We start from the raw sequence: 20556 nt of genomic DNA, 5'->3' as shown, positions 1-20556 counted from the left end.
CTGCCCATTGTCCGTGTCGCTGTCACATGTCTCATGCCCTGCCCCCTGCCCCGTTTATCGCATTTCCGCCGCGACGTCGCGGGCGATCTGGCGCGCGCGGTCGTCGACGCCCAGCACCGCGTCGAGCGTTGTGTCCATCGCGGCGATGCCTTCGGGCACCATGCGGGTCAGCACCTCTTCGACCACCTCGGCCATGGCCAGGAACCCGATCTCGCCTGCGATGAAACCGTCCAGCGCCTGTTCCTTGGCGGCGGTGAAGGCCGCGCCGTTGAGCCCGCCCGCCTGCATGACCTCGCGCGCCAGTCGCAGCGCCGGATGCCGGGTCTCGTCGGGGTCGCGAAAGCTCAGCGTGCCGGTGCGCAGTAGATCGACGCGCTCGACCGGCAGCGCGCGGCGGTCGGGCCAGTTCAGCGCGTAGCCGATGGCGTGACGCATGTCGGGCGCGCCCACATGCGCCATCAGCGCGCCATCGTGGAAGCCGACCAGCGCGTGGATCAGGGATTCGGGGTGGATCACCACCTCGATCCGGTCTGGCGAGATGCCAAAGAATTCCTTGGTCTCAATGACTTCCATTGCCTTGTTGAAGAGGCTGGCGCTGTCGATGGTGATCCGTTGGCCCATCGCCCAGTTGGGATGCGACGATGCTTCGGCCAGCGTCGCCTTTTTCAGCTTGTCCAGCGGCCAGTCGCGAAAGGCCCCGCCCGACGCGGTGATGACGATGCGTTCGACGGCCGCCATATCCTCGCCCACCAGCGCCTGGAAGATGGCGGAATGTTCACTGTCCACAGGCAGGACCGTGGTGCCGTGGCGCTGCGCCTCGGCCAGCAGCAGCGGCCCGGCACAGACGAGGCTTTCCTTGTTGGCGAGCGCCAGTGTTCTGCCGTGGCGCAGGGCCTGCAATCCCGGCTCCAGCCCCGCAGACCCGACGATGCCCGACATCACCCAATCGGCCGGTCGCGCCGCAGCCTCGAGCAACGCGTGGCGCCCCGCCGCGGCCTCTATCCCCGACCCGTCGAGCAGGGCACGCAGATCATCGAGCGCGTCCTCGTCGGCGATCACCGCAACCTCGGCCCGCAGGCGGCGGGCATCCGAGGCCAGTTGCGCGACGTTGCGCCCGCCGGTCAGGGCGACGACACGATACGCCTGGGGGGCACGCGCGATAAGGTCGATGGTGTTCTGCCCGATTGAGCCGGTCGCGCCCAGAATGGATACGGTCTTCATGCTTTATCCCTGTGCCCGTGGTTTGTCCCGGACAGGGCAGGTTTCCCCGAAATTCGCCCGGGCATCAAGCCATGACGCCGGTGCCAGCCGCGATCCGCCTTGCCAAGACCTTGAAAACCATGGAACGGCGCAGGCAAAAGGACTAGACCCCGGTGTGGGGAATGCAGGGGGTCAGCATGCCGGAGACATCGCAGCCGAAAGCGCGCCACAGCGTGGGCGTGGTGCTGGTCGCCGCCGGGCGCGGACGCAGGCTGGGCGGCGAGACGCCAAAGCAATACCTGGCGCTGGGGCGGCACTGCGCGCTGCGGCGGTCGGCCGGGCTGTTTCTGAGCATCGAAGCGGTGTCCTGCGTGGTGCCGGTGATCCACCCGGACGACAGCGCGCTTTACGATGCGGCGATGGCGGGGCTGACCGACGCGCGGCTGCACGCGCCGGTGCATGGTGGCGACACCCGCGCCGCATCGGTCCGTCGGGGGCTTGAGGCGTTGCGCAGCGCCTCGCCCGATCTGGTGCTGATCCACGATGCCGCGCGGCCTTTCGTGCCGCCTCAGGTGATCGCGGATGTCATCGCTGCGCTTGAGATCAGCGTCGGCGCCTGCGCCGCGCTGCCGGTCGTGGATGCGCTCTGGCGGGCGGATGGCAATCGCGCGGATACACCTGTGCCCCGCGACGGGCTTTGGCGCGCGCAGACGCCGCAAGGCTTTGATTTCGCAAGAATTCTGGCGGCGCATGAACAGCATGACGGCACCGGCGCGGATGACGTGGCCGTCGCGCGGGACGCAGGGATCGAGGTGACCTTCGTGCAGGGCTCCGAGCAAAGCTACAAGATCACCACCGCCGACGACCTGGCGCGCGCCCGGGCAGATGCCGCCCGGATCGACGCAAAGGCCGACGAAACACCTTAAAGCACTGGAAACGCCGCCCGGATCGCGGCGTCCTGCGCCGCAGTCAGATAGTCTGGCCGGTGCGTGGCCAACACCGCGCGCGCCTTGGCCCGCGCCCGGGTCCAGGCATCCTGCGCGCCGTTTTCCGCCCAGGTGCGCGGCGGGCTGCGGTCCGCCAGCGCGGGATAGAAATAATCCCGCTCCATCGCCCGCATGGTATGCGCGCCGCCCAGGAAATGCCCTTCGCCCAGCACCGCCTCGACGATGGCATCGAAGGCGAGGTTCTCGTCGCTGACCTCGATCCCGCGCAGCGCGCGGTAGGTGTGCGAATGCATCTCGTCGTCCAGCACGAAAGCCTCGAAGCTCGCGCCCAGCAACGAGGCCGTCATGCCCGAGCTTTCGTAGATCAGGTTGCCCCCCGCCAGCGCCGCCGCCATCGAGGTGAGCCCCTTTTCCATGCCGTATTGCGCATCCAGCGTCTTGGCGTCGGTCATCGAACAGGCCACCCCGGACGGCAGGCCCAGCCAGTTCGACAGCTGCGCCGACGCGGCGTTGAGCACGGCGGTTTCGCCGCTGCCGCCCGCAAAGGCGCCGGTGCGCAGGTCCACCACGAGCGGCCAGTTGGAAAAGATCATGGGGTGGCCGGGTTTGATGGCGTGCACCATCACAAGGCTGGCCAGCGTTTCGGCCAGCGACTGCGCCAGGAAACCGGCCAGTGTCGCAGGGGCCGTCGCCCCGGCCTGCGCGGCGGTGATGCAGGATACGGGGATGTTGTGGCGGATGCAGGCGTAAAGCACGTCGACCGCGTCCTCTCCATACCGCATGGGCGAGATCACCGGGCTGATATGCGCCTTCATGAAGGGCCTGCGTGAAAACGCCCCTTCGCCGCCCGCCACGATGTCCAGCATCTGCACGACGGGGGCGACGTGTTCGGCCAGGCTAAAGGCGGTGGCCGTGGGTTTGGTGGTGTTGCGGATCAGCGCGTAGGCGGTGTTGACGTCAAGATCGAACACCCCCGGCACATCCGTCGCGATGCAGCAGCGGGTGAACCAGCTGACATTGGCCAGCGTGTCCTGCAACCGGGTGAAATCGTGCAGGTCTTGCAAGGTGGAAGGGCGATAAAGCCCGGTGTCGATGTCGAGCGTCTGCACGGCCGCGCCGCCAGTGCCGAAATGCACCCGGTCACCGCCCACGGTGATCGACCGGTCTTCGTCCCGCCCGTGCAGCACGAAGGATCGCGCCGCACCCGCGATGGCCTCTTCGACCAGCGTCTGGGGGAAAAGCACCCGGCCCGTGCCGCTGTCTTGCGCGCCTGCCGCCAGCAGATCGGCCCGCAGGCGCGCGGGCACCGTGCCCAGCCCCAGCCGCGCCAGAAGATCGAGCGCGGTGCGGTAGATGCGCCGCAGATCGTCGTCGGAAAGCGGGCGGTAGCGGCCACCGGCCTGCCCCGGCGCGCACGGATCAAATGCCGGTTTCGCCGCGCGCCGTGCCAGCCTTGCCTCGCGGCCCGATCGTTTCACTTGGCCCCCCTGCGCCAGCCCCTTGCGCCAGTCGTAGCGCGTTCGTGGCGGTTTGAGCGAAAAAAGATGACGCGATCCGCTTTGCGCGCGTAGCCTGCCCCATAACGGAACTGGGGGGCCAACATGAAATCGCGCACGAAGGTGGTGGTGATCGGCGGCGGCATCGCGGGGTGTTCAACGCTCTATCACCTCACGCAGGAAGGCTGGACCGACGTCGTGCTGGTCGAACGGGACGAACTGACCAGCGGCACCACCTGGCATTCGGCGGCACAGGTTACCAACTTCGGCATGACCCAGACGATGGTGGGGCTCAAGACCCATTCCATCAACCTTTACAAGGAACTTGCCGAAGATCCCGACTATCCGATCAACTACCACCACGGCGACGGTGGCATCCGGCTGGCCAATACCGAGGCGCAGATGCAGGGCTACCGGCACTTCGCGTCGATGGCGCGCGGCATGGGCGTGCATTTCGAGGTGATCGACGCCGCGGAATGCGCCCGACGGCATCCGCTCATCTCCACCGACAACCTGCTGGGCGGGCTTTGGGACCCGTTGGATGGCGACATCGACCCGGCGCAGCTGTGTCAGGCGCTCGCCCGTCGTGCCCGCGCCGCCGGGGCCGAGGTCTACCGCCACACGCCGGTCACGGACCTGACCCAGCATCGCGACGACACCTGGACCGTGCAGACCGAAAAGGGCGATATCGATTGCGACATCGTGGTGAACGCCTGCGGCTACCGCGTGAACGAGGTGGGCGCGATGATGGGTGTGCAGCATCCCGTCGCGTCGATGGAGCATCAGTATTTCGTCACCGAAGAGATCGCCGCCATCCGCGACGCGGGACACCGGATGCCGCTCTTGCGCTGCCCGATCAGCGACTACTACTGCCGCCAGGAAAGGAACGGCCTGCTGCTGGGGTTCTATGAACAGGGGTGCAAGACCTGGGGGATGGACGGGATCGACCCCAAGTTCAGCAACGCGCTTTGCCCCGACGACCTGCACCGGGTGACCGACGTGCTGGAAGGCGCATTCGCCCGCATGCCCGCGCTGATGGAGGCGGGAATCCATACCATCGTCAACGGCCCGATCACCTATACCATCGACGGCGCGCCGCTGGTTGGGCCGATCCCGGGCAAGCGGAATTCCTTTTGCATCATCGGGCTGCGCGCCGGTCTGGGCGAAGGCGGCGGGCACGGCTGGCTGCTGGCCCAGCAGATCGTGCAGGGCGAGGCCTGTTACGACACCTGGGTGATCGACCCGCGCCGGTTCACCGGCCATGCCAATGTGGAATTGACGGCGCTCAAGGCCATCGAGGATTACCAGAACGAATTCCGCTTTCATTTCCCACACGAACATCGCCCCGCCGGGCGGCCCGCCAAGACCACGCCGCTGACCCCGGTGCTGGCGGCGGAAGGCGCGGAATTTACCGTCGTCAACGGTTGGGAGCGGGTGGATTACATCCGGCCCACACCGGATTTCCACCACGCGCCCGGCTATGCCTTCGACGGGGTGTTCGACCTTGTCGCCTCTGACGTCGCGCATCTGCAGGACCACGTGGGGCTGTGCGAGGTCAGCGGCTTCAACCGGATCGAGATCACCGGCGCGGACCGCCACCGCTTTCTAAACCGGATGGCCTGCGGGCGGGTGCAGACCCGGCCTGGGCGCGTGGGTCTGAGCTATCTTCTGAACCATCAGGGCGGGATCAAGGCCGAGGCGACCATCGCCAACCTGCCTGCCAGCCACTGCGGTGCCGACCGGGTCTGGTACGGTTCAGCCGCCGCATCCGAATATCACGACATGGACTGGCTGGCGCAGCATCTGGACCCGGGCGAGGATGTGCAGTTGCGCAGTCTGACCAACGACCAGACGATCCTGGTGCTGGCAGGGCCCGGGGCGCGCGATGTGCTGTCGGCCTGCGCGCGCGGCGACTGGTCGGCGCAGGCCTTCCCCTGGCTCAGCCTGCGCGAATGCCACGTGGGCATCGCCCCAGCCACGGTAATGGGCGTCAGCTTCTCGGGCGAACTGGCCTATGAAATCCATGTGCCCAACGCAGCGCTTTATGCGGCCTATCTGGCGCTGCGCGAGGCAGGCAGGGCGTTCGGCCTGCGTCTGTTCGGTGCGCGCGCGGTTGACTCGATGCGGATGGAGAAAGGGTTTCTGCACTGGAAAGCCGATCTTCTGACCGAATTCGATCCGTTCGAAACAGGGCTGGAGCGGTTTGTGGCCTTGGACAAGGGCGATTTCATCGGCAAGGCGGCGTTGCTGCGGCGGCATGCAGAGGGCCCCCGCGCGCGGTTGGTGAGCCTGCGGATCGACGCGGACCATGCCCCCGCTTGGCCCGGCGGATCGCTGATGCTGGGCGACGCGGTGGTGGGCACCGTGACGTCGGGCGACTGGGGGCATCGGGTGGGCATGAACCTGGCTTACGCCTTTGTGCGCCCCGATCTGGCGCAGCCCGGCACCACGATGCAGCTTGATCTCTGCGGCACGCGGGTCGGGGCCAAGGTGATCCCTCCCTGCCCCTATGATCCCTTGGGCGCGCGGATGCGAGGCTGACCCCCCGCGCGGCAGCCCTGCGCACCAGGCTAGACCGCCCGCAGCGATCCGCGCAGTTTCAGCGACACCCGCAGCTGTTCCGAGCCGCCGGTGCCACGCTCTTCGACCATGCGCACCAGCGCGCTGGCGGCACGGCGGCCCATGTCCCGGTGGGGCACGTGAACGGTGGTCAGTTGCGGCGTCACGATGCGGGCCAGTTCGATGTCGTCGAATCCGGTGACCGATATATCGTCGGGCACCCGCAGCCCCATCGCCCGCGCGCCCTGCATCGCCCCCACGGCCAGAACGTCGTTGCCGCACATCACCACCGTGGGCGGCTCGGCCCGCGCCATCAACCGGGCGAAGGCCGTCGCGCCGTTTTCGATCTCGTAGGGTGTTTCGATCACCGGCAGGGTCTCTGCATCCAAGCCACGCGCGGCCACGGCGTCACGGATGCCCCGCACCCTGTCCGCCGCGCGGTCGTTGCCCGCCACCACCCCCGAAATGACGGCGATGCGCCTGTGCCCCAGGTCCAGCACATGATCGGCCAGCGCCCGCATCGAGGCGCGATTGTCGAAGCCGACGCAGGGCTGCGGCGTGTCGGGCGCATAGGCCCAGGCCAGAAGCACCGGCACGGTCTGGCGCGCGAGGTAGTCGTAGACCGCCGGATCGCGGTCATAACCGATCAACAAAAGCCCGTCGGCCCCGCGCGCCACGAGCGACCGGATCTGTTCGGCCTCGGCCTCGGGGCGGTAGGCGGTGCTGGACACCAGCAGCGTGTATCCGGCTTCATGCAACGCTTCCTGAAAGGCCTGCAAGCCACGGGCGAATATGGCATTTTCCATCGTAGGAATGATCGCACCGATAGTGAAGGTGCGGCGCGCCGCCATCACCCGCGCGCCGAAATTCGGGGTATATCCCAGCCGGTCCACCGCCTGCAGAACCCGGTCGCGGGTGCCCTGCTGCACCCGCTGTGGCGTGTTCAAGCAGCGCGACACCGTGGCCGTCGACACACCTGCGGCGCGGGCGACATCGTCAAGGGTCGGGGCGGGTTGCTTGGTCAGCATGACGGGTTCTTGCGACACGGTCCGAAGGGGTGAGTTCAGCTTTCAGGACACCCTAATTCCGAAATTCGAAAACTGCACGGCGAAAATGTAAGCGCTTGCAAGAATCGAATGCAAGCGCTTACACTCTTATTAGAACCGCAACCTCTGCAGGACCCGCCGCATGTTTCTTGCCGCCTCTGCCATCGTCTTTGTCGTGTTTTTCGTCAATGTCGCGCTGGGGGCTTTCGCGGGTGCCGCCTTTCTGGGGGACGTGGGCGAGATGCTGGTGCTTTTTGCGGCCTCCATCCTGTTCGTCGTCGCGATTCTGAAACGAGAGGCCGACCGAAAAAACAAGAACGGCGGCTGACGCGTCAACGGGAGGAAACCAGATGGACCAAGACCGCAAGGAACTCGCTTCGGCAGAGCGCCGGAATTTCATGAAACTGGCCGCCACAGGCGGATTCACCGCCGCGATGGTGGCAGGGGCCGGGGGGCTATTGTGGTCGTCCGAAGCGGTGGCCCAGACCGCCAACGAAGAGCGGGACCGCGAAAAGGCCGCCGATCACGTGATGACCATCGCCACCGCCTATGTACTGGGGGCGACGCGCAGCTATCCGATCATGCAGCTGGATTTCAAGGAGAACATCCAGAACGCCACCAACGGCAAGGTCTATGTCAAGCTGGCCCCCGGCGGGCAGCTTGGGTCGGGCGGCAACCTGGTGCAGAAGGTGCAGGGCGGGACCATCCAGGCGGCACAGCATTCGCTGTCGAACTTCGCGCCGTTCGCCTCGACCGTCGATCTGATCAACATGCCCTATCTCTGCGGGTCGAACCAGCGGTTCACCAACCTCGTCACCTCGGACTTCTGGAACAGCGAAGTGCACCCCAAGGTCGAGGAAGCGGGGTTCAAGGCGCTCTTTTACGTCAACATCGACCCGCGCGTCGTCGCGGTGCGCAAGGGCGGTGCCGGTGCGGTCCTGTCGCCGTCGGACCTGTCGGGCGTCAAGTTCCGGGTGCCGGGATCGAAGATGTTGCAGCAGTATTACCGCATGGTGGGTGCCAACCCGACACCGGTGGCCTGGGGCGAAACCCCGTCGGCGATCAAACAGGGCGTGGCCGATGCGCTCGACCCCTCTGTGGGCGCGCTTTATGTCTTTGGGTTCAAGGACATCCTGAGCCACGTGACCTTTACCCAGGCGGTGCCGGACAGCCAGGTCTATTCGTGCAATCTCGAATGGTTCAACTCCATGCCCGCCGATGTGCAGGACGGGATCATGTGGGCGTCCGAGATGACGGCACACCAGAACCTGGCCAAGGTGCCGTCGGCACGCGCCTATGCGATGGCAGAGCTGTCCAAGGCCGGGGTCGAATTCCACAGCCTGAGCGACGACCAGCTGGGCGAATGGAAAGAGGCTGGCGGCTACCAGCGGCCCGAATGGGACGAGTTCAAGACCGAGCTTGCCGGATCCATGGACGCCTTCGCCCGGATGGAAGAGGCCGCCGGCACGCAAGGCAAATACTACGTCCACGACGCCTGACCCAAAGGCGGGGCGCGCCTGTTTCGGGCCCCGCACCCCTGCCCCGCCGCAGTGACGCGCCCCGGCGCGCCGGTGGCGGGTGGCCAACCCAAAGAGGCACGCGATGGACCTTTTGCGCAGCATCGACCGCAACGCCGAACGCTGGCTGTTGTTGACCTTCTACGTGATGCTGGTCATCACCATGGCGATCGAGGTGCTGCGGCGCGAGGTCTTTGCCTTTTCGTCGATCTGGGGCGAAGAGATCGTGCGCTATTCCTTCATCTACCTCGCTTGGATCGGGGCCGCGGCGGCGGTGAAGGAACGCGGGCACATCCGCATCGACGTGCTGATGCACTACCTCGGGCCACGGGCCAAGGCGCTGCTGTATATCTTTGGCGACCTGGTGATGTTCGTGGTCGCGGTGATCGCGCTTTACTGGTCGTTCGAGGCGGTGCACGTGTCGGCCAAGTTCGGATCGGTGACCGACGGGCTGCGGATTTCCAAGGTCTGGTTCCTGATGGCCGTCCCGATCGGCTTTTCCCTGATCATCCTGCGGCTGGTGCAGTCCTTCCTGCGCGATGTCCACGCCTTGCGGACGGGCAAACCCGTCTACGAGGGCGACAAGCTCTTCGATTGAGGACCCGGCGATGCTTTGGCAACAACTCAATCAGACGGTCGAACTGGGCTGGGATTTCTACCTGCCGGTGATCATCTTCGTGGGCCTCATCGCGCTGGCGGTGCCGGTCTGGGCGGCCATCGGCGCCTCGGCGATCCTGATGCTGGTGATGTCGGGCGACCTGCCGCTGAGCCTGGTCGGCGAAAGCCTGTTTTCCGGCATCGACGCCTTTGCGCTGACGGCGGTGCCGCTTTTCATCCTGACCGGTGACGTGCTGGTGCGCACCGGCCTTAGCCGCAAGTTCCTGGACGTGGCCGAGGCGCTGACCTGTTTCACCAAGGGCGGCTTCGGGTCGGCCACGGTGCTGGTCTGCGGCATGTTCGCGGCGATCTCGGGCTCGGACGCGGCGGGGGCTGCGGCAGTGGGCCGGATGACCATCGCGCGGCTGGTGGAATCGGGCTATCCGCGGCCCTATGCCTGCGCGCTGGTGGCCGCGGGCGCCTGCACCGGCATCCTGATCCCGCCGTCGATCGCGTATATCATCATTGGCCTGGTGCTGGGGATTTCCGCCTCCACCCTGTTTCTGGCAGCACTCATCCCGGGCCTCGCGATCCTCATCTCGATCCTGATCACCAACCTGATCGTGAACCGCATCTACGCCTACGAAGGCGGCGGCCAGATGACCATGTCGGAATGGCTGGGCAACCTTGGCCGGTCGCTGAAATCCGGCTGGTACGCCTTCATCGTGCCGGGCATCATCTTTTACGGCATCTTCTCTGGTCGCCTCACCCCGACCGAGGCGGGGGCCACGGCGGTGGTGGTGACGATCATCATGGGGTTCATCCTGCGCACGCTCAGCCTGGCCGATTTCCCGGCGATGCTGCTGAGTTCGGCCAAGGTCAACGGCGTCATCCTCCCGATCATCGCCTTTTCCGCCCCCCTGGCCGAGGCGCTGGCGATCATGGGCGTGCCGCAGGGTTTCGTCACCTCGGTCACTGGCCTCACGGACGAGCCATGGCTGCTGATCCTGCTGATGATCGGCATCCTGATCGCCGCGGGCTGCGTGATGGAGACGACGCCCAACATCGTCATCCTCGCCCCGATTCTGAAACCCCTGGCCGACAACATCGGCATGAACGAAATCCAGTTCTGCATCATGATGATCACCGCGCTTGGCGTGGGCTTCATCACGCCGCCGCTGGGGCTCAACCTTTTCGTGGTCTCTGGCATCACCGGCGAATCCATCCTCAAGATCGCGGCGCGCGCGGTGCCGTTTGTCTTGTGCATGTTCGTCGTCGTGCTGATGATCGCCTATATCCCGGCGCTGTCGACCACGCTGCTGCCCGATATCTACAAGTAGGACACTGTACCGATGGCCCTCGAATACCTGAAGAAAGCCACCCTGACCGCGAAATCCGACGCGTCCGAGGTGCATGAAACCGTCGTCGCGATTCTCGACGACATCGAAAAGGGCGGCGATGCGACGGCGCTGGACTACGCCGCCCGGTTCGACCAGTACGAGGGCAACGTGCTGCTCAGTGCCGAGGACATCGCCGCCGCCGCCGCATTGGTGCCCGAAAAGCTCAAGGCCGATATCCGGTTCAGCCACGACAACGTCCGCCGCTTTGCCGAGGCGCAGAAAGCCACCGTGTCGGATGTCGAGGTCGAGATCGTGCCGGGCATGATCGCCGGGCAAAAGGCGATCCCGGTGGATGCTGCGGGTTGTTATGTGCCGGGGGGTCGCTACAGCCATATCGCCAGCGCCATCATGACCGTAACCACCGCCAAGGTCGCGGGATGCCGCCATATCACCGCGTGTTCGCCGCCGCGTCCCGGCATCGGGGTCAACCCGGCCATCATCTATGCCGCGCATTACTGCGGCGCCGACAAGATCCTGGCCATGGGCGGCGTGCAGGGGGTCGCGGCGATGACCTTCGGCCTCTTCGGTCTGCCCAAGGCCAACATCCTTGTCGGACCCGGCAACCAGTTCGTGGCCGAGGCCAAGCGCATCCTTTTCGGCCGCGTGGGCATCGACATGATCGCAGGCCCCACCGACAGCCTGATCCTGGCCGACGGCACCGCGGATGCGCATATCGTCGCCACAGACCTCGTGAGCCAGGCCGAACACGGCTACAACTCTCCGGTCTGGCTGGTGACCGACGACCGCGCGCTGGCCGAAGAGGTCATGCAGATGGTGCCGGGTCTGATCGACGACCTGCCCGAGGTCAACCGCGACAACGCCTTTGCCGCCTGGCGCGACTATGCCGAGGTGATCCTCTGCACCGACCGCGAGGAAATGGCCGCCTGTTCCGACGGCTATGCCCCTGAACACCTGACCGTGCAGGCCGAGGATTTGGATTGGTGGCTGAACCGGCTGACCTGCTACGGGTCGCTCTTTCTGGGCGAGGAAACCACCGTGTCCTACGGCGACAAGGCCACGGGCACCAACCACGTCCTGCCCACCAGCGGGGCGGCCAGCTATACCGGCGGGCTGTCGGTGCACAAGTACATGAAGATCGTGACCTGGCAGCGCGCCACCCGCGAAGGATCCCGTCCGGTGGCCGAGGCGACGGCGCGGATCGCCCGGCTCGAAGGGATGGAAGGGCACGCCCGCGCCGCCGACGTGCGGCTGGCCAAATATTTCCCCGGGGAAAACTTTGATCTCTCGGCAGATGGCTGACCCGCGCACCCTTTTCGACCTGACGGGCCGGGTGGCCTGCGTCACCGGGGCAAGTTCCGGCCTGGGACAACGTGCGGCCACGGTGCTGGCCGCGGCAGGCGCGCGGGTCGTGGGGGTGGCGCGCCGGGCCGATGCGCTGGCCGACTGGCAGGCCGAGGTCGGCGACGCGGCGGCGACGGTCGCGGCGGATGTGGCCGACCGCGCCGCCCTGCCCGATCTTTGCGCCGCCATCACCGCCCCCTTCGGCGCGCCCGACATCGTGGTGCATGCCGCAGGGCTGAACCCGCGCCAGCCCGCACAGGACGTGACGGAGGAGGCCTGGGACGCCACGCTGGCGCTGAACCTTTCGGCACCGTTCTTTCTGTCGCGCGCGCTGTTGCCTGCGATGCAGGAAAAGGGCTGGGGCCGGATCGTGAACTTCGCCTCTCTTCAATCCAGCCGCGCCTTTCCGGCGGGCATAGCCTATGGCGCCAGCAAGGGCGGCATCAGTCAACTGACCCGTGCCATGGCCGAAGCGTGGTCGCCACACGGCATCACCGCCAACGCGATTGGGCCGGGGTTCTTCCCGACCGAACTCACGGCGGCGGTCTTTGCCGACGCCGACCGGGCCGCGCGCAACGCGGCGCAAACCTGCCTGCGCCGCAACGGCCGGCTTGAGGATATCGACGGGCCGCTCCTGTTTCTGTGTTCGGACGCCTCGGCCTACGTCACGGGGCAGATCCTGATGGTCGACGGGGGGTTCACCGCGAAATGAAGGCGCTGGTTTACGAAGGGGTCGAAACCCTGGCCCTGCGAGAGGTCGCGGATCCGGTGCCGCATGCGGGCGAGCATCTGATCCGGCTGGCGGCATCGGGCATCTGCGGGTCGGACATGCACGCCTATCTTGGCCATGACGTGCGCCGGCCCGCGCCGCTGATCCTGGGGCACGAGGCGGCGGGCACCGTCACAGGCGGGCCGCGCGACGGCGAACGGGTGACGATCAACCCGCTGGTGACCTGCGGCACCTGCCCGGCCTGCACCGGGGGGCGCGAAAACCTGTGCCCAGAGCGTCAGATCATCTCGATGCCGCCGCGCGAAGGCGCGTTCGCGCAGTTCGTCGCAATGCCTGAGCGCAACCTTGTCACGGTGCCCGAAGACGTGCCGCTGGCCAAGGCGGCACTGGCCGAGCCGCTTGCCGTCAGCTGGCACGCGGCGCGGCTGGCTCTGGCAGCTTTGCCCGGCGGCTCGGACCGTGCGGTGGTTCTGGGCGGCGGGGCGATCGGGCTCGCGGCGGCGCTGGCCTTGCGGGCGATGGGGGTGAAGGACGTGACCATCGCGGAGCCAAATGCCGCGCGGCGCGCGCATCTGGCTGATGTCTGCGGTCAGACCGTCACCGACACCGCAACCCAGAACGCGCCGCTGGTGATCGACGCGGTCGGCTATGGCGCGACGCGCGCCGCGGCCTCGGCCCTTGCCACCCCCGGTGGGGTCATCGCGCATGTGGGGCTGGGCGAGGATGCGGGCGGCCTTGATATCCGGCGCATGACGCTACAGGAAATCACCTTCATCGGCACCTATACCTACACGGCCAAGGACTTTCGCGACACAGCGGCGGCGATCTTCGACGGGCGGTTGGGGCCGCTCGACTGGACCGAAGCGCGTCCGCTGTCTGGGGCAGCCGAAGCCTTTGCCGATCTGCGCGCAGGCCGGGTGGCGGCGCCGAAAATCATGCTCGACCCGTGGTCCTAGCCCCGCGGTCACTGGATAGAAAGAGGACAGGATGTACGCAAAGGTACTTGTTCCCATGGCGCTGGATCACGGCGTGTCGCCGCACACCCTTGGCATCGCGCGGGCGCTGCTGACCCAGGGCGGAGAGATCGTGGCGCTGCATGTCTATGAGGCCCCGCAAGGATCGGTCAGCGCCTATCTGGACGAAGAGACGGTGAAGGCCGGCTATGAGCGCGCCAAGGCCGAGATGGCCGCCAAGCTGCAGGACCACCCCGAGGTCACGCCCGCCATGGTCAAGGGCCATTCCGCGCGCGCCATCATCGACTACGCCCACGCCAACGGCATCGACTGCATCGTCATCGGATCGCATAAACCCGGGCTGTCGGATTTCTTCCTCGGCTCCACCGCCGCGCGGGTCGTGCGCCACGCGGGCTGCGCCGTGCACGTGCACCGCAGCCCCGGCTGACCCTGATCCATCGCCATTTCCAACCAACGAAAGACCCCGCCCTGATGAACATCGACAAGAAAATCGCGGACGACCTGGTGGCCAATGACGTCACCTTCGTCACCACCGTCCCTTGCAAGCAACTCGCCGGGGTGATCGCAGAGATCGACCAGCGCGACGACATCTTCCACATCCCCTCCAACAAGGAGGATGAAGGCATGGGCCTGTGCGCCGGCGCCTTCATGGGCGGAAAGCGCCCGGCGATCATCATGCAGAACACCGCCATCGGCGTCACGATCAACACGCTGGCGACACTGATCCAGTTCTACCGGATGCCGCTGCCGATGATCATTTCCTACCGTGGCGAACTGCGCGAACCGGTGGCCTGCCAGGTGGAAATGGCCGTGCATACCAAGGCGCTGCTGGCGCAGCTCAACATCCCCACCTACCACTTTCACTGGCAAAGGGATGTCGAGGAATTCGACAACATCCTGAAATACACCTTCATGTGCAACAAACCCGTGGCGATCCTGACCGACGCCAATTTCTGGGGAGGCTACGGCGACCAATGATCCGTTCCGAAATCCTGCGCGAGATCGCGCCCATCCTTCGTGACCAACTGGTGATCTGCAACATCGGCATCCCCAGCCAGGAACTGCACGCCATCGACGACCAGCCCAGCAATTTCTACATGCTGGGAACCATGGGTCTTGCGTCCTCGATCGGGCTGGGGCTGGCGCTGGCGCAGCCCAAGCCTGTGGTGGTGATCGACGGCGACGGGTCGGTGCTGACCAACCTCGGCACGCTGCCCACCATCGGCAACAATTGCCCCGACAACTACATCCTGATGATCATCGACAACGGGTCCTATGGCTCCACGGGCGATCAACCGACCTATACCGGCATGAAGACCGATCTGGCGGGCATGGCCCGTGCGGCGGGCTGCGACAACGTGGTCGAGGTGCAGGACAAGGACACCGGCGAGGCGTTGCAGGCCGCGCTCGATTCCGGGCGCGGCACGGTGATGGTGGTGAAATGCGACAGCGGCAACGCCAAGATGCCGGTCATCACCATGGACCCGGTGGTGATCCGCGACCGGTTCATGAAAGCGGTCAAGGCCTGAGGGCATGGGCCGCGCGGCGCGCATCCACTCGGCCCAGGACGCGCGCCGCCTGGCCCGCCGCCGCCTGCCCTGGATGGTCTTTGACTATATCGACGGGGCGGCGGGCGGCGAAGCCGGCGCGCGGCGCAACCGCGCGGCGCTTGATGCGCTGACGCTGCGCCCGCGCATCCTGCGGGATGTGCACGACCGGTCGCTGTCGGTGCCGGTCTTCGGGCAGGACATGGGGCGGCCCTTCGGCATCGCCCCCATGGGCATGTGCAACCTGTCTGGACCCGGGGCGGATCTGATGCTGGCGCGGCTGGCCGCGCGGGAGACGATCCCGCTGGGGGTGTCCACTGTCGCCTCCACCCCGATGGAGCAGCTGATCGACACGGCGGAGGGACACGCCTGGTTCCAGCTTTATTTCAGCGGCGACGGCACCGGAACGTTCAAACTGGTCGAGCGCGCCCGCACCGCCGGGTACGAGGTGCTGATCCTGACCGCCGACGTGCCCGAGGTGGGCCGCCGCCCGCGCGAATTACGCCACGGATTCACCATGCCCTTTCGCATCGGACCCCGCCAGTTTCTGGATTTTGCCCTGCATCCGCAGTGGTCCTTGTCGACGCTGGCCCGGGGCCGTCCGCAGATGGCGAATTTTCTCAAAGATGGCTATGCCTTCGACCGCACCGAAAGCCGCGCCCGCGCCGACTGGGACACGCTGGCGCGCCTGCGCGACGCCTGGCCCGGAAAACTGGTCGTGAAGGGGGTACTGGATGCCGAGGACGCGGCGCGACTGGCGCAGTGCGGCGTGGATGCGATCCAGGTATCGAGCCACGGCGCGCGACAGTTGGAGGGCGCGCCGGCCCCCATCGCTGCCCTGCCCGACATCGCCGCCGCCGTGGCGGGCCGCGTGCCGCTTTTTTTCGACAGCGGACTGTGCAGTGGCGAGGATGTACTGAAGGCGCTGACGCAGGGCGCAGGCTTTACCTTTCTGGGCCGGGTCTGGCAATTCGCCATCGCCGCAGCGGGCGAGGAAGGATTGCAGCGGCTTTTCGAGGTGCTCAGTTCCGAGCTGAGCATCGCGATGGCGCAGACCGGGTTGAGCGATCTGCGCGGGATCGACGGCCCGGACGGCCAAGCCTGAGCGGACGTACGAGCCAACCACCCGGCGCGGACTCAAGGCCGAAGGCCGCCGCGCCATCGCAGTCGCGCCCCAACGCGGCTGCGATTTGGCTGAGCTTGGTGCATCGCGGGGCTGGCGTGCGGACTTGGCTTGCATAAAGCGCGGAGCGGGAGGACCTGATCGCAGCCGCGCGCGACTGCAATGGCGCGGCTCCTCAACTCAATGCCCAAGCTCCGCTTCAGGCTGCTCGCGCGCGCTTCACTCGGTCTGCATCCGGTTCTACGCCGCCTCAGGCTGCAACCGCGCATCCTCTGCGTCGAAATAGAACGCATCGGTGGCCTTGTACCCCAGTGTCACGCGCGCGCCCACGGGCGTCATGTCCTGCCCGAAAAGCCGCACGGTCAGGGTCTCATCCTCATCCGTGCGCACCAGAAGGTTGGTGTCGCCGCCCAGCCGTTCCACATGCGTGACCTCGCCCTTGATCGGGCCGTCCTCGGCCAAATGAAGGTGTTCGGGCCGGATGCCGAGGGTCTGGCCCGCAGGCAGGCCCGGCACGGACCGTTCGAGGAAGTTCATCGAGGGAGAGCCCAGAAAGCTCGCCACGAAGCGGTTAGCGGGGTTGTTGTAAAGCTCCATCGGGCTGCCCACCTGCTCGATCCGCCCGTCGCGCAGCACGACGATCTTGTCGGCCAGCGTCATCGCCTCGATCTGGTCGTGGGTCACATAGATCATTGACGCCGACAGCGTGCGGTGCAGCGCCGCTATTTCGACCCGGGTGTTCATCCGCAGCGCCGCGTCGAGGTTCGACAGCGGTTCGTCAAAGAGAAAAAGCTTCGGGTCGCGGACGATGGCGCGGCCGATGGCGACGCGCTGGCGCTGGCCGCCGCTGAGTTCCGCCGGTCGACGGGTCAGATACCTGTCGAGGTCCAGCATCGCGCTGGCCTTGGCCACGCGTTCCTCGACCACCGATTTGTCGCGGCCCTCCTGCCTGAGACCGAGGCCCATGTTGTCCTTGACCGTGAGGTGCGGATAAAGCGCGTAGGACTGGAACACCATCGCGATCCCGCGCTTGGCGGGAGGCACGGTGTTCACCTCTTCACCGCCGATGGCGATGGTGCCGGAACTGGCGTCCTCAAGCCCCGCGATGACCCGCAGGAGCGTGGACTTGCCACAGCCCGAGGGGCCGACAAAGACGACGAATTCGCCCTCTTCCACGGTCAGGTTGATGTCCTTCAGGACATGCACCGGCCCGAAGGATTTGTTCACGTTTTCAAGCTTCAGCGCGGTCATGTCATCTCTCCCAATGTGATGGATCGGCCGGTCCGGATGCTTTCATCCGCGGCAAGGCAGATCGCCAGCGATTGCAGGGCGTCCCGCATGTGACGGGCAAGGTCGGCGTCGGTGCGGATCGCGTCGACGATCCAGGTCTGTTCGGCTTCGCACAGCTGCTGATGGCCGGGTTCATCCGGCAGGTCGATCAGCGTGTCGCCGTCCGGGCGGTGCACCAGCAGCCCGCCGACACGGGTATGGCCGTCCACATCGTCCGACGATCCCTTGTCGGCATCGGTGATGCTGACCGCGCCGTTCGGGCTGACCACATCCTTCACGAAGAACGCGGTTTCCGACATCATCGGGCCCCAGCCGGCCTCGTACCAGCCGACCGAACCGTCATCGAAGCTGACCTGGAACTGGCCGTAGTTGTACATGTCTGGCGCGATCTCGTCCGACAGGCGCAGCCCCATGCCGTTGACGCGCACCGGGGCGGCATCGGTGATCTGGCACATGACATCGACGTAGTGCACGCCGCAATCGACCAGCGGCGATGTGGTCTGCATCAGTTGCTTGTGCGTCTCCCACGTCACCCCGCTGGACTGCTGGTTGAGGTTGAGCCGGAACACATACGGCCCGCCCAGCCCGCGCGCCTCGGCAATAAGGCGCTGCCAGCTGGGGTGATGCCGCAGGATATATCCCACGCCCAGCTTGCGGTTCAGCCGTTTGGCCGTCTCGATGACGCGCCGCGCATCGGCCACTGTGCCCGCCAATGGCTTTTCGACGAAGACATGCGCCCCCGCCTCCATCGCCGCGACCGCAAAATCGGCGTGGGTGTCGGTGTACGTTGCGATGACCACTAGATCGGGCTGCGTATCCGCCAGCGCAGCGTGGAAATCGGTAAAGACCGGATAGGCCGCCAGATCGGCGTGATCGACGCGGCCCGACCGGTTGACCAGCCCGACGATGGCGGTGCCCGGGTGATGGTGGTGGGCCAGCGCGTGGGACAGACCCATGTTGCCAAGCCCGGCGATGAGAATCTTGATCATTTCACCGCCCCGCTGGTGATGCCGCGAATGAGCTGACGCGAGAAGATCACGTACAGGATCATCACCGGCAGGATCGCCATCGACAGCGCCGACAGCACCGCGTTCCAGTCGGTCACGAACTGCCCGATGAAGACCTGGCTGCCGAGCGTGAGGGTCTTCACCTCTTCGGCCGGGGCCAGGATCAACGGAAACCACAGGTCGTTCCAGATCGGGATCATGTTGAAGACCGCCACCGTCGCCATAGCCGGGCGCACCAGCGGCAGCACCAGCCGGAAGAAGATCTTGTATTCCGACAGCCCGTCGATCCGGCCCGCGTTCTTCAGATCGTCGCTGACGCCCTTCATGAATTCCGACAGGATGAACACCGCCAGCGGCAGGCCCTGCGCGGTATAAACGAGGATCAGCGCGGTCAGCGTGTTCACCAGCCCGGTCGACACCATCATTTCCAGGATCGCCACCGTGCCGATGCGGATCGGGATCATGATTCCTAGCGCCAGGTACAGCCCCATCAGCGTGTTGCCCTTGAACCGGTATTCCGCCAGCGCAAAGGCCGCCATGGCCCCAAAAAGCAGGATCAGCGTCAGCGAGACGACGGTGACGATCATCGAGTTCTGGAAATAGAGGAAGAAATCCCCCTGCTTGAGCACCGTCTCGTAGCCGATGAGCGAGAATGTCTCGGCATCCGGGAGGCCCAGCGGGTCGCGAAAGATCGCGCGGCGGGATTTGAAGCTGTTGATCAGGATGACGAAAACCGGGAACAGCGCGATCAGCGTGTAAAGGATCAGAACACCATGCGCGGCGATCGTCGTTCCGGGTGTGCGGCGTGCCTTGTTCATCGTTCCCACTCCTCAGAACTGGTAGCTGCGCAAACGGCGCTGGATACCGAAAAGGTAGATGCAGACCCCCACCAGGATGATCGCGAACATGGCACTCGCGATGGTCGACCCCATGTGCGGATCGCCCAGCTGCAACTGGAAGCCGAAGAACGTGCGGTACATGAAGGTGCCCAGGATATCGGTGCTGAAATCCGGCCCCGCGAGCGCACCCTGCGCGGCATAGATCAGGTCAAAAGCGTTGAAATTCGCCACAAACGTCAGGATCGAGATGATGCCGATGCTGGGCAGAATGAGCGGCAGCTTGATTTTCCAGAAGGCGCTCATGCCGGTGATGCCGTCGCATTCCCCGGCCTCAAGGATTTCGTCCGGGATCGACAGCAGTGCCGCATAGATCAGCATCATCGGGATGCCGACGTATTGCCAGACCGACACGAGGCTGAGCGTGGTCAGCGCGTATTCCTCTTTCCCGAGCCAGGGCGCGTAGAGGAACTTGAGCCCGATGGCGTCGAGCATCCCCGGCGCGATGCCCCAGATCGGCGACAGGATCAGTTTCCAGGCAAAGCCCACGATGACGAAGCTCAGGATCGTCGGGATGAAGATGGCCGAGCGGTAGAAGGCCGAAAAGCGCAGGCGGGGCGAGGACAGGATCGCCGCCAGTGCCACGCCGATGGGGTTCTGCACCAGCATATGGATCACGAAGAACCAGGTGTTGTTGGCGAGCGCGTTCCAGAACTGGTCCGACCAGATGGCATCCCCGAAAAGCCTGCGGAAATTGTCGAGCCCGACCCAGACACGTTCCTGATCCACCCGCGAATAGAGCGACAACCGCAGGGTGTTGAACAGCGGATAGATCATCACCGCGGTGTAGACGAACACGGCAGGCGCCAGGAACACGGCGATGTGCCACCGGAACGGTTTTCGGGAAGGCAAAGCCATCTGAAGTCTCCTTGGTGATGTGGGGATCGGATCGGCGGGATCGGGGGGCATCGGGCCGCAGCTGGGC

20 protein-coding genes are annotated in these 20556 nt (G+C 65.9%); 13 read left to right on the top strand and 7 right to left on the bottom strand.

Going from position 1 to position 20556, the window contains the following annotated elements; all coding sequences use genetic code 11:
* Positions 1-54 precede the first annotated feature (54 nt).
* The gene (dxr, locus tag ACOXXX_RS07925) at positions 55-1221 is read right to left on the bottom strand and encodes a 1-deoxy-D-xylulose-5-phosphate reductoisomerase (protein ID WP_422826026.1); all 1167 of its coding nucleotides are present in this window, start codon (positions 1219-1221) and stop codon (positions 55-57) included.
* A gap of 176 nt (positions 1222-1397) precedes the next feature.
* On the opposite strand from dxr, the gene ispD reads away from it, so the two are divergent.
* Positions 1398-2126, top strand: coding sequence for a 2-C-methyl-D-erythritol 4-phosphate cytidylyltransferase (gene ispD / locus ACOXXX_RS07920; protein ID WP_422826025.1), 729 nt, complete (start codon positions 1398-1400; stop codon positions 2124-2126).
* Here ispD and ACOXXX_RS07915 read toward each other — a convergent pair.
* Positions 2123-3625 carry a trimethylamine methyltransferase family protein gene (locus tag ACOXXX_RS07915; protein WP_422826024.1) on the bottom strand — a complete coding sequence of 501 codons (1503 nt, stop codon included), beginning with the start codon at positions 3623-3625 and terminating at the stop codon, positions 2123-2125. The two genes, ispD and ACOXXX_RS07915, sit on opposite strands and share 4 nt — an antisense overlap.
* 123 nt (positions 3626-3748) lie before the next feature.
* Between ACOXXX_RS07915 and ACOXXX_RS07910 the strand changes: the two genes are divergently transcribed.
* Positions 3749-6184, top strand: a complete 2436-nt coding sequence (locus ACOXXX_RS07910) for a GcvT family protein (protein WP_422826023.1) — start codon at positions 3749-3751, stop codon at positions 6182-6184.
* 29 nt (positions 6185-6213) lie between these two features.
* Here the strand turns inward: ACOXXX_RS07910 and ACOXXX_RS07905 are convergent, their stop codons facing one another.
* Complete coding sequence (locus ACOXXX_RS07905) at positions 6214-7230, bottom strand: LacI family DNA-binding transcriptional regulator (protein ID WP_422826022.1); 1017 nt, start codon at positions 7228-7230, stop codon at positions 6214-6216.
* A gap of 160 nt (positions 7231-7390) precedes the next feature.
* On the opposite strand from ACOXXX_RS07905, the gene ACOXXX_RS07900 reads away from it, so the two are divergent.
* The 11 genes from ACOXXX_RS07900 to ACOXXX_RS07850 all read left to right on the top strand — a co-directional run bounded on the left by ACOXXX_RS07900 (position 7391) and on the right by ACOXXX_RS07850 (position 16420).
* Positions 7391-7576 (top strand): hypothetical protein, encoded by a 186-nt coding sequence (locus ACOXXX_RS07900; RefSeq protein ID WP_422826021.1) that lies wholly within the window; start codon positions 7391-7393, stop codon positions 7574-7576.
* 22 nt (positions 7577-7598) lie between these two features.
* Positions 7599-8747, top strand: a complete 1149-nt coding sequence (locus ACOXXX_RS07895; RefSeq protein WP_422826020.1) for a TRAP transporter substrate-binding protein — start codon at positions 7599-7601, stop codon at positions 8745-8747.
* A gap of 103 nt (positions 8748-8850) precedes the next feature.
* Complete coding sequence (locus ACOXXX_RS07890) at positions 8851-9363, top strand: TRAP transporter small permease (RefSeq protein ID WP_422826019.1); 513 nt, start codon at positions 8851-8853, stop codon at positions 9361-9363.
* A gap of 10 nt (positions 9364-9373) precedes the next feature.
* Positions 9374-10702, top strand: a complete 1329-nt coding sequence (locus ACOXXX_RS07885) for a TRAP transporter large permease (RefSeq protein ID WP_422826018.1) — start codon at positions 9374-9376, stop codon at positions 10700-10702.
* Positions 10703-10714: 12 nt separating this feature from the next.
* Positions 10715-12022 (top strand): histidinol dehydrogenase, encoded by a 1308-nt coding sequence (hisD, locus tag ACOXXX_RS07880; protein ID WP_422826017.1) that lies wholly within the window; start codon positions 10715-10717, stop codon positions 12020-12022.
* Positions 12015-12776 (top strand): SDR family NAD(P)-dependent oxidoreductase, encoded by a 762-nt coding sequence (locus ACOXXX_RS07875; protein WP_422826016.1) that lies wholly within the window; start codon positions 12015-12017, stop codon positions 12774-12776. Before hisD ends, ACOXXX_RS07875 begins: the two co-directional genes overlap by 8 nt.
* A complete protein-coding gene (locus tag ACOXXX_RS07870) occupies positions 12773-13750 on the top strand; it encodes a zinc-dependent alcohol dehydrogenase (protein ID WP_422826015.1) in 978 nt (325 codons plus the stop codon). The genes ACOXXX_RS07875 and ACOXXX_RS07870 overlap by 4 nt, the downstream gene beginning before the upstream one ends.
* A 31-nt stretch (positions 13751-13781) precedes the next feature.
* Complete coding sequence (locus ACOXXX_RS07865) at positions 13782-14195, top strand: universal stress protein (RefSeq protein ID WP_422826014.1); 414 nt, start codon at positions 13782-13784, stop codon at positions 14193-14195.
* Positions 14196-14239: 44 nt separating this feature from the next.
* Entirely contained in the window at positions 14240-14746 is a 507-nt protein-coding gene (locus ACOXXX_RS07860; RefSeq protein ID WP_422826013.1) for a sulfopyruvate decarboxylase subunit alpha, read from the top strand.
* Positions 14743-15297: a sulfopyruvate decarboxylase subunit beta gene (gene comE, locus ACOXXX_RS07855; protein WP_422826012.1), complete on the top strand. Its 555-nt coding sequence runs from the start codon at positions 14743-14745 to the stop codon at positions 15295-15297. The genes ACOXXX_RS07860 and comE overlap by 4 nt, the downstream gene beginning before the upstream one ends.
* Before the next feature lie 4 nt (positions 15298-15301).
* Positions 15302-16420, top strand: coding sequence for an alpha-hydroxy acid oxidase (locus ACOXXX_RS07850; protein WP_422826011.1), 1119 nt, complete (start codon positions 15302-15304; stop codon positions 16418-16420).
* Between the two features lie 258 nt (positions 16421-16678).
* Here the strand turns inward: ACOXXX_RS07850 and ACOXXX_RS07845 are convergent, their stop codons facing one another.
* Genes ACOXXX_RS07845 through ACOXXX_RS07830 form a run of 4 tightly spaced genes read right to left on the bottom strand, consistent with a single transcriptional unit; the run spans position 16679 to position 20489 of the window.
* Positions 16679-17689, bottom strand: a complete 1011-nt coding sequence (locus tag ACOXXX_RS07845; protein WP_422826010.1) for an ABC transporter ATP-binding protein — start codon at positions 17687-17689, stop codon at positions 16679-16681.
* A complete protein-coding gene (locus tag ACOXXX_RS07840) occupies positions 17686-18717 on the bottom strand; it encodes a Gfo/Idh/MocA family protein (protein WP_422826009.1) in 1032 nt (343 codons plus the stop codon). The genes ACOXXX_RS07845 and ACOXXX_RS07840 overlap by 4 nt, the downstream gene beginning before the upstream one ends.
* Positions 18714-19553, bottom strand: a complete 840-nt coding sequence (locus ACOXXX_RS07835; protein WP_422826008.1) for a carbohydrate ABC transporter permease — start codon at positions 19551-19553, stop codon at positions 18714-18716. The genes ACOXXX_RS07840 and ACOXXX_RS07835 overlap by 4 nt, the downstream gene beginning before the upstream one ends.
* A gap of 12 nt (positions 19554-19565) precedes the next feature.
* A complete protein-coding gene (locus ACOXXX_RS07830; RefSeq protein WP_422826007.1) occupies positions 19566-20489 on the bottom strand; it encodes a carbohydrate ABC transporter permease in 924 nt (307 codons plus the stop codon).
* Between the last annotated feature and the right edge of the window lie 67 nt (positions 20490-20556).

The sequence above is a fragment of the Thalassococcus sp. BH17M4-6 genome (assembly GCF_049323015.1).
GTDB lineage: Bacteria > Pseudomonadota > Alphaproteobacteria > Rhodobacterales > Rhodobacteraceae > Puniceibacterium.
This window is presented reverse-complemented; position numbering and strand designations above follow the sequence as displayed.

Bases quoted from the DNA above. Each gene is read 5' to 3' on its own strand.
- ACOXXX_RS07885 (WP_422826018.1), top strand. From the start codon at position 9,374: ATGCTTTGGCAACAACTCAATCAGACGGTCGAACTGGGCTGGGATTTC.
- ACOXXX_RS07835 (WP_422826008.1), bottom strand. From the start codon at position 19,553: ATGAACAAGGCACGCCGCACACCCGGAACGACGATCGCCGCGCATGGT.
- ACOXXX_RS07905 (WP_422826022.1), bottom strand. From the start codon at position 7,230: ATGCTGACCAAGCAACCCGCCCCGACCCTTGACGATGTCGCCCGCGCC.
- ACOXXX_RS07890 (WP_422826019.1), top strand. From the start codon at position 8,851: ATGGACCTTTTGCGCAGCATCGACCGCAACGCCGAACGCTGGCTGTTG.
- ACOXXX_RS07870 (WP_422826015.1), top strand. From the start codon at position 12,773: ATGAAGGCGCTGGTTTACGAAGGGGTCGAAACCCTGGCCCTGCGAGAG.
- ACOXXX_RS07865 (WP_422826014.1), top strand. From the start codon at position 13,782: ATGTACGCAAAGGTACTTGTTCCCATGGCGCTGGATCACGGCGTGTCG.
- hisD (WP_422826017.1), top strand. From the start codon at position 10,715: ATGGCCCTCGAATACCTGAAGAAAGCCACCCTGACCGCGAAATCCGAC.
- ACOXXX_RS07860 (WP_422826013.1), top strand. From the start codon at position 14,240: ATGAACATCGACAAGAAAATCGCGGACGACCTGGTGGCCAATGACGTC.
- ispD (WP_422826025.1), top strand. From the start codon at position 1,398: ATGCCGGAGACATCGCAGCCGAAAGCGCGCCACAGCGTGGGCGTGGTG.
- comE (WP_422826012.1), top strand. From the start codon at position 14,743: ATGATCCGTTCCGAAATCCTGCGCGAGATCGCGCCCATCCTTCGTGAC.
- ACOXXX_RS07840 (WP_422826009.1), bottom strand. From the start codon at position 18,717: ATGATCAAGATTCTCATCGCCGGGCTTGGCAACATGGGTCTGTCCCAC.
- ACOXXX_RS07830 (WP_422826007.1), bottom strand. From the start codon at position 20,489: ATGGCTTTGCCTTCCCGAAAACCGTTCCGGTGGCACATCGCCGTGTTC.
- ACOXXX_RS07875 (WP_422826016.1), top strand. From the start codon at position 12,015: ATGGCTGACCCGCGCACCCTTTTCGACCTGACGGGCCGGGTGGCCTGC.
- dxr (WP_422826026.1), bottom strand. From the start codon at position 1,221: ATGAAGACCGTATCCATTCTGGGCGCGACCGGCTCAATCGGGCAGAAC.
- ACOXXX_RS07900 (WP_422826021.1), top strand. From the start codon at position 7,391: ATGTTTCTTGCCGCCTCTGCCATCGTCTTTGTCGTGTTTTTCGTCAAT.
- ACOXXX_RS07845 (WP_422826010.1), bottom strand. From the start codon at position 17,689: ATGACCGCGCTGAAGCTTGAAAACGTGAACAAATCCTTCGGGCCGGTG.
- ACOXXX_RS07850 (WP_422826011.1), top strand. From the start codon at position 15,302: ATGGGCCGCGCGGCGCGCATCCACTCGGCCCAGGACGCGCGCCGCCTG.
- ACOXXX_RS07895 (WP_422826020.1), top strand. From the start codon at position 7,599: ATGGACCAAGACCGCAAGGAACTCGCTTCGGCAGAGCGCCGGAATTTC.
- ACOXXX_RS07910 (WP_422826023.1), top strand. From the start codon at position 3,749: ATGAAATCGCGCACGAAGGTGGTGGTGATCGGCGGCGGCATCGCGGGG.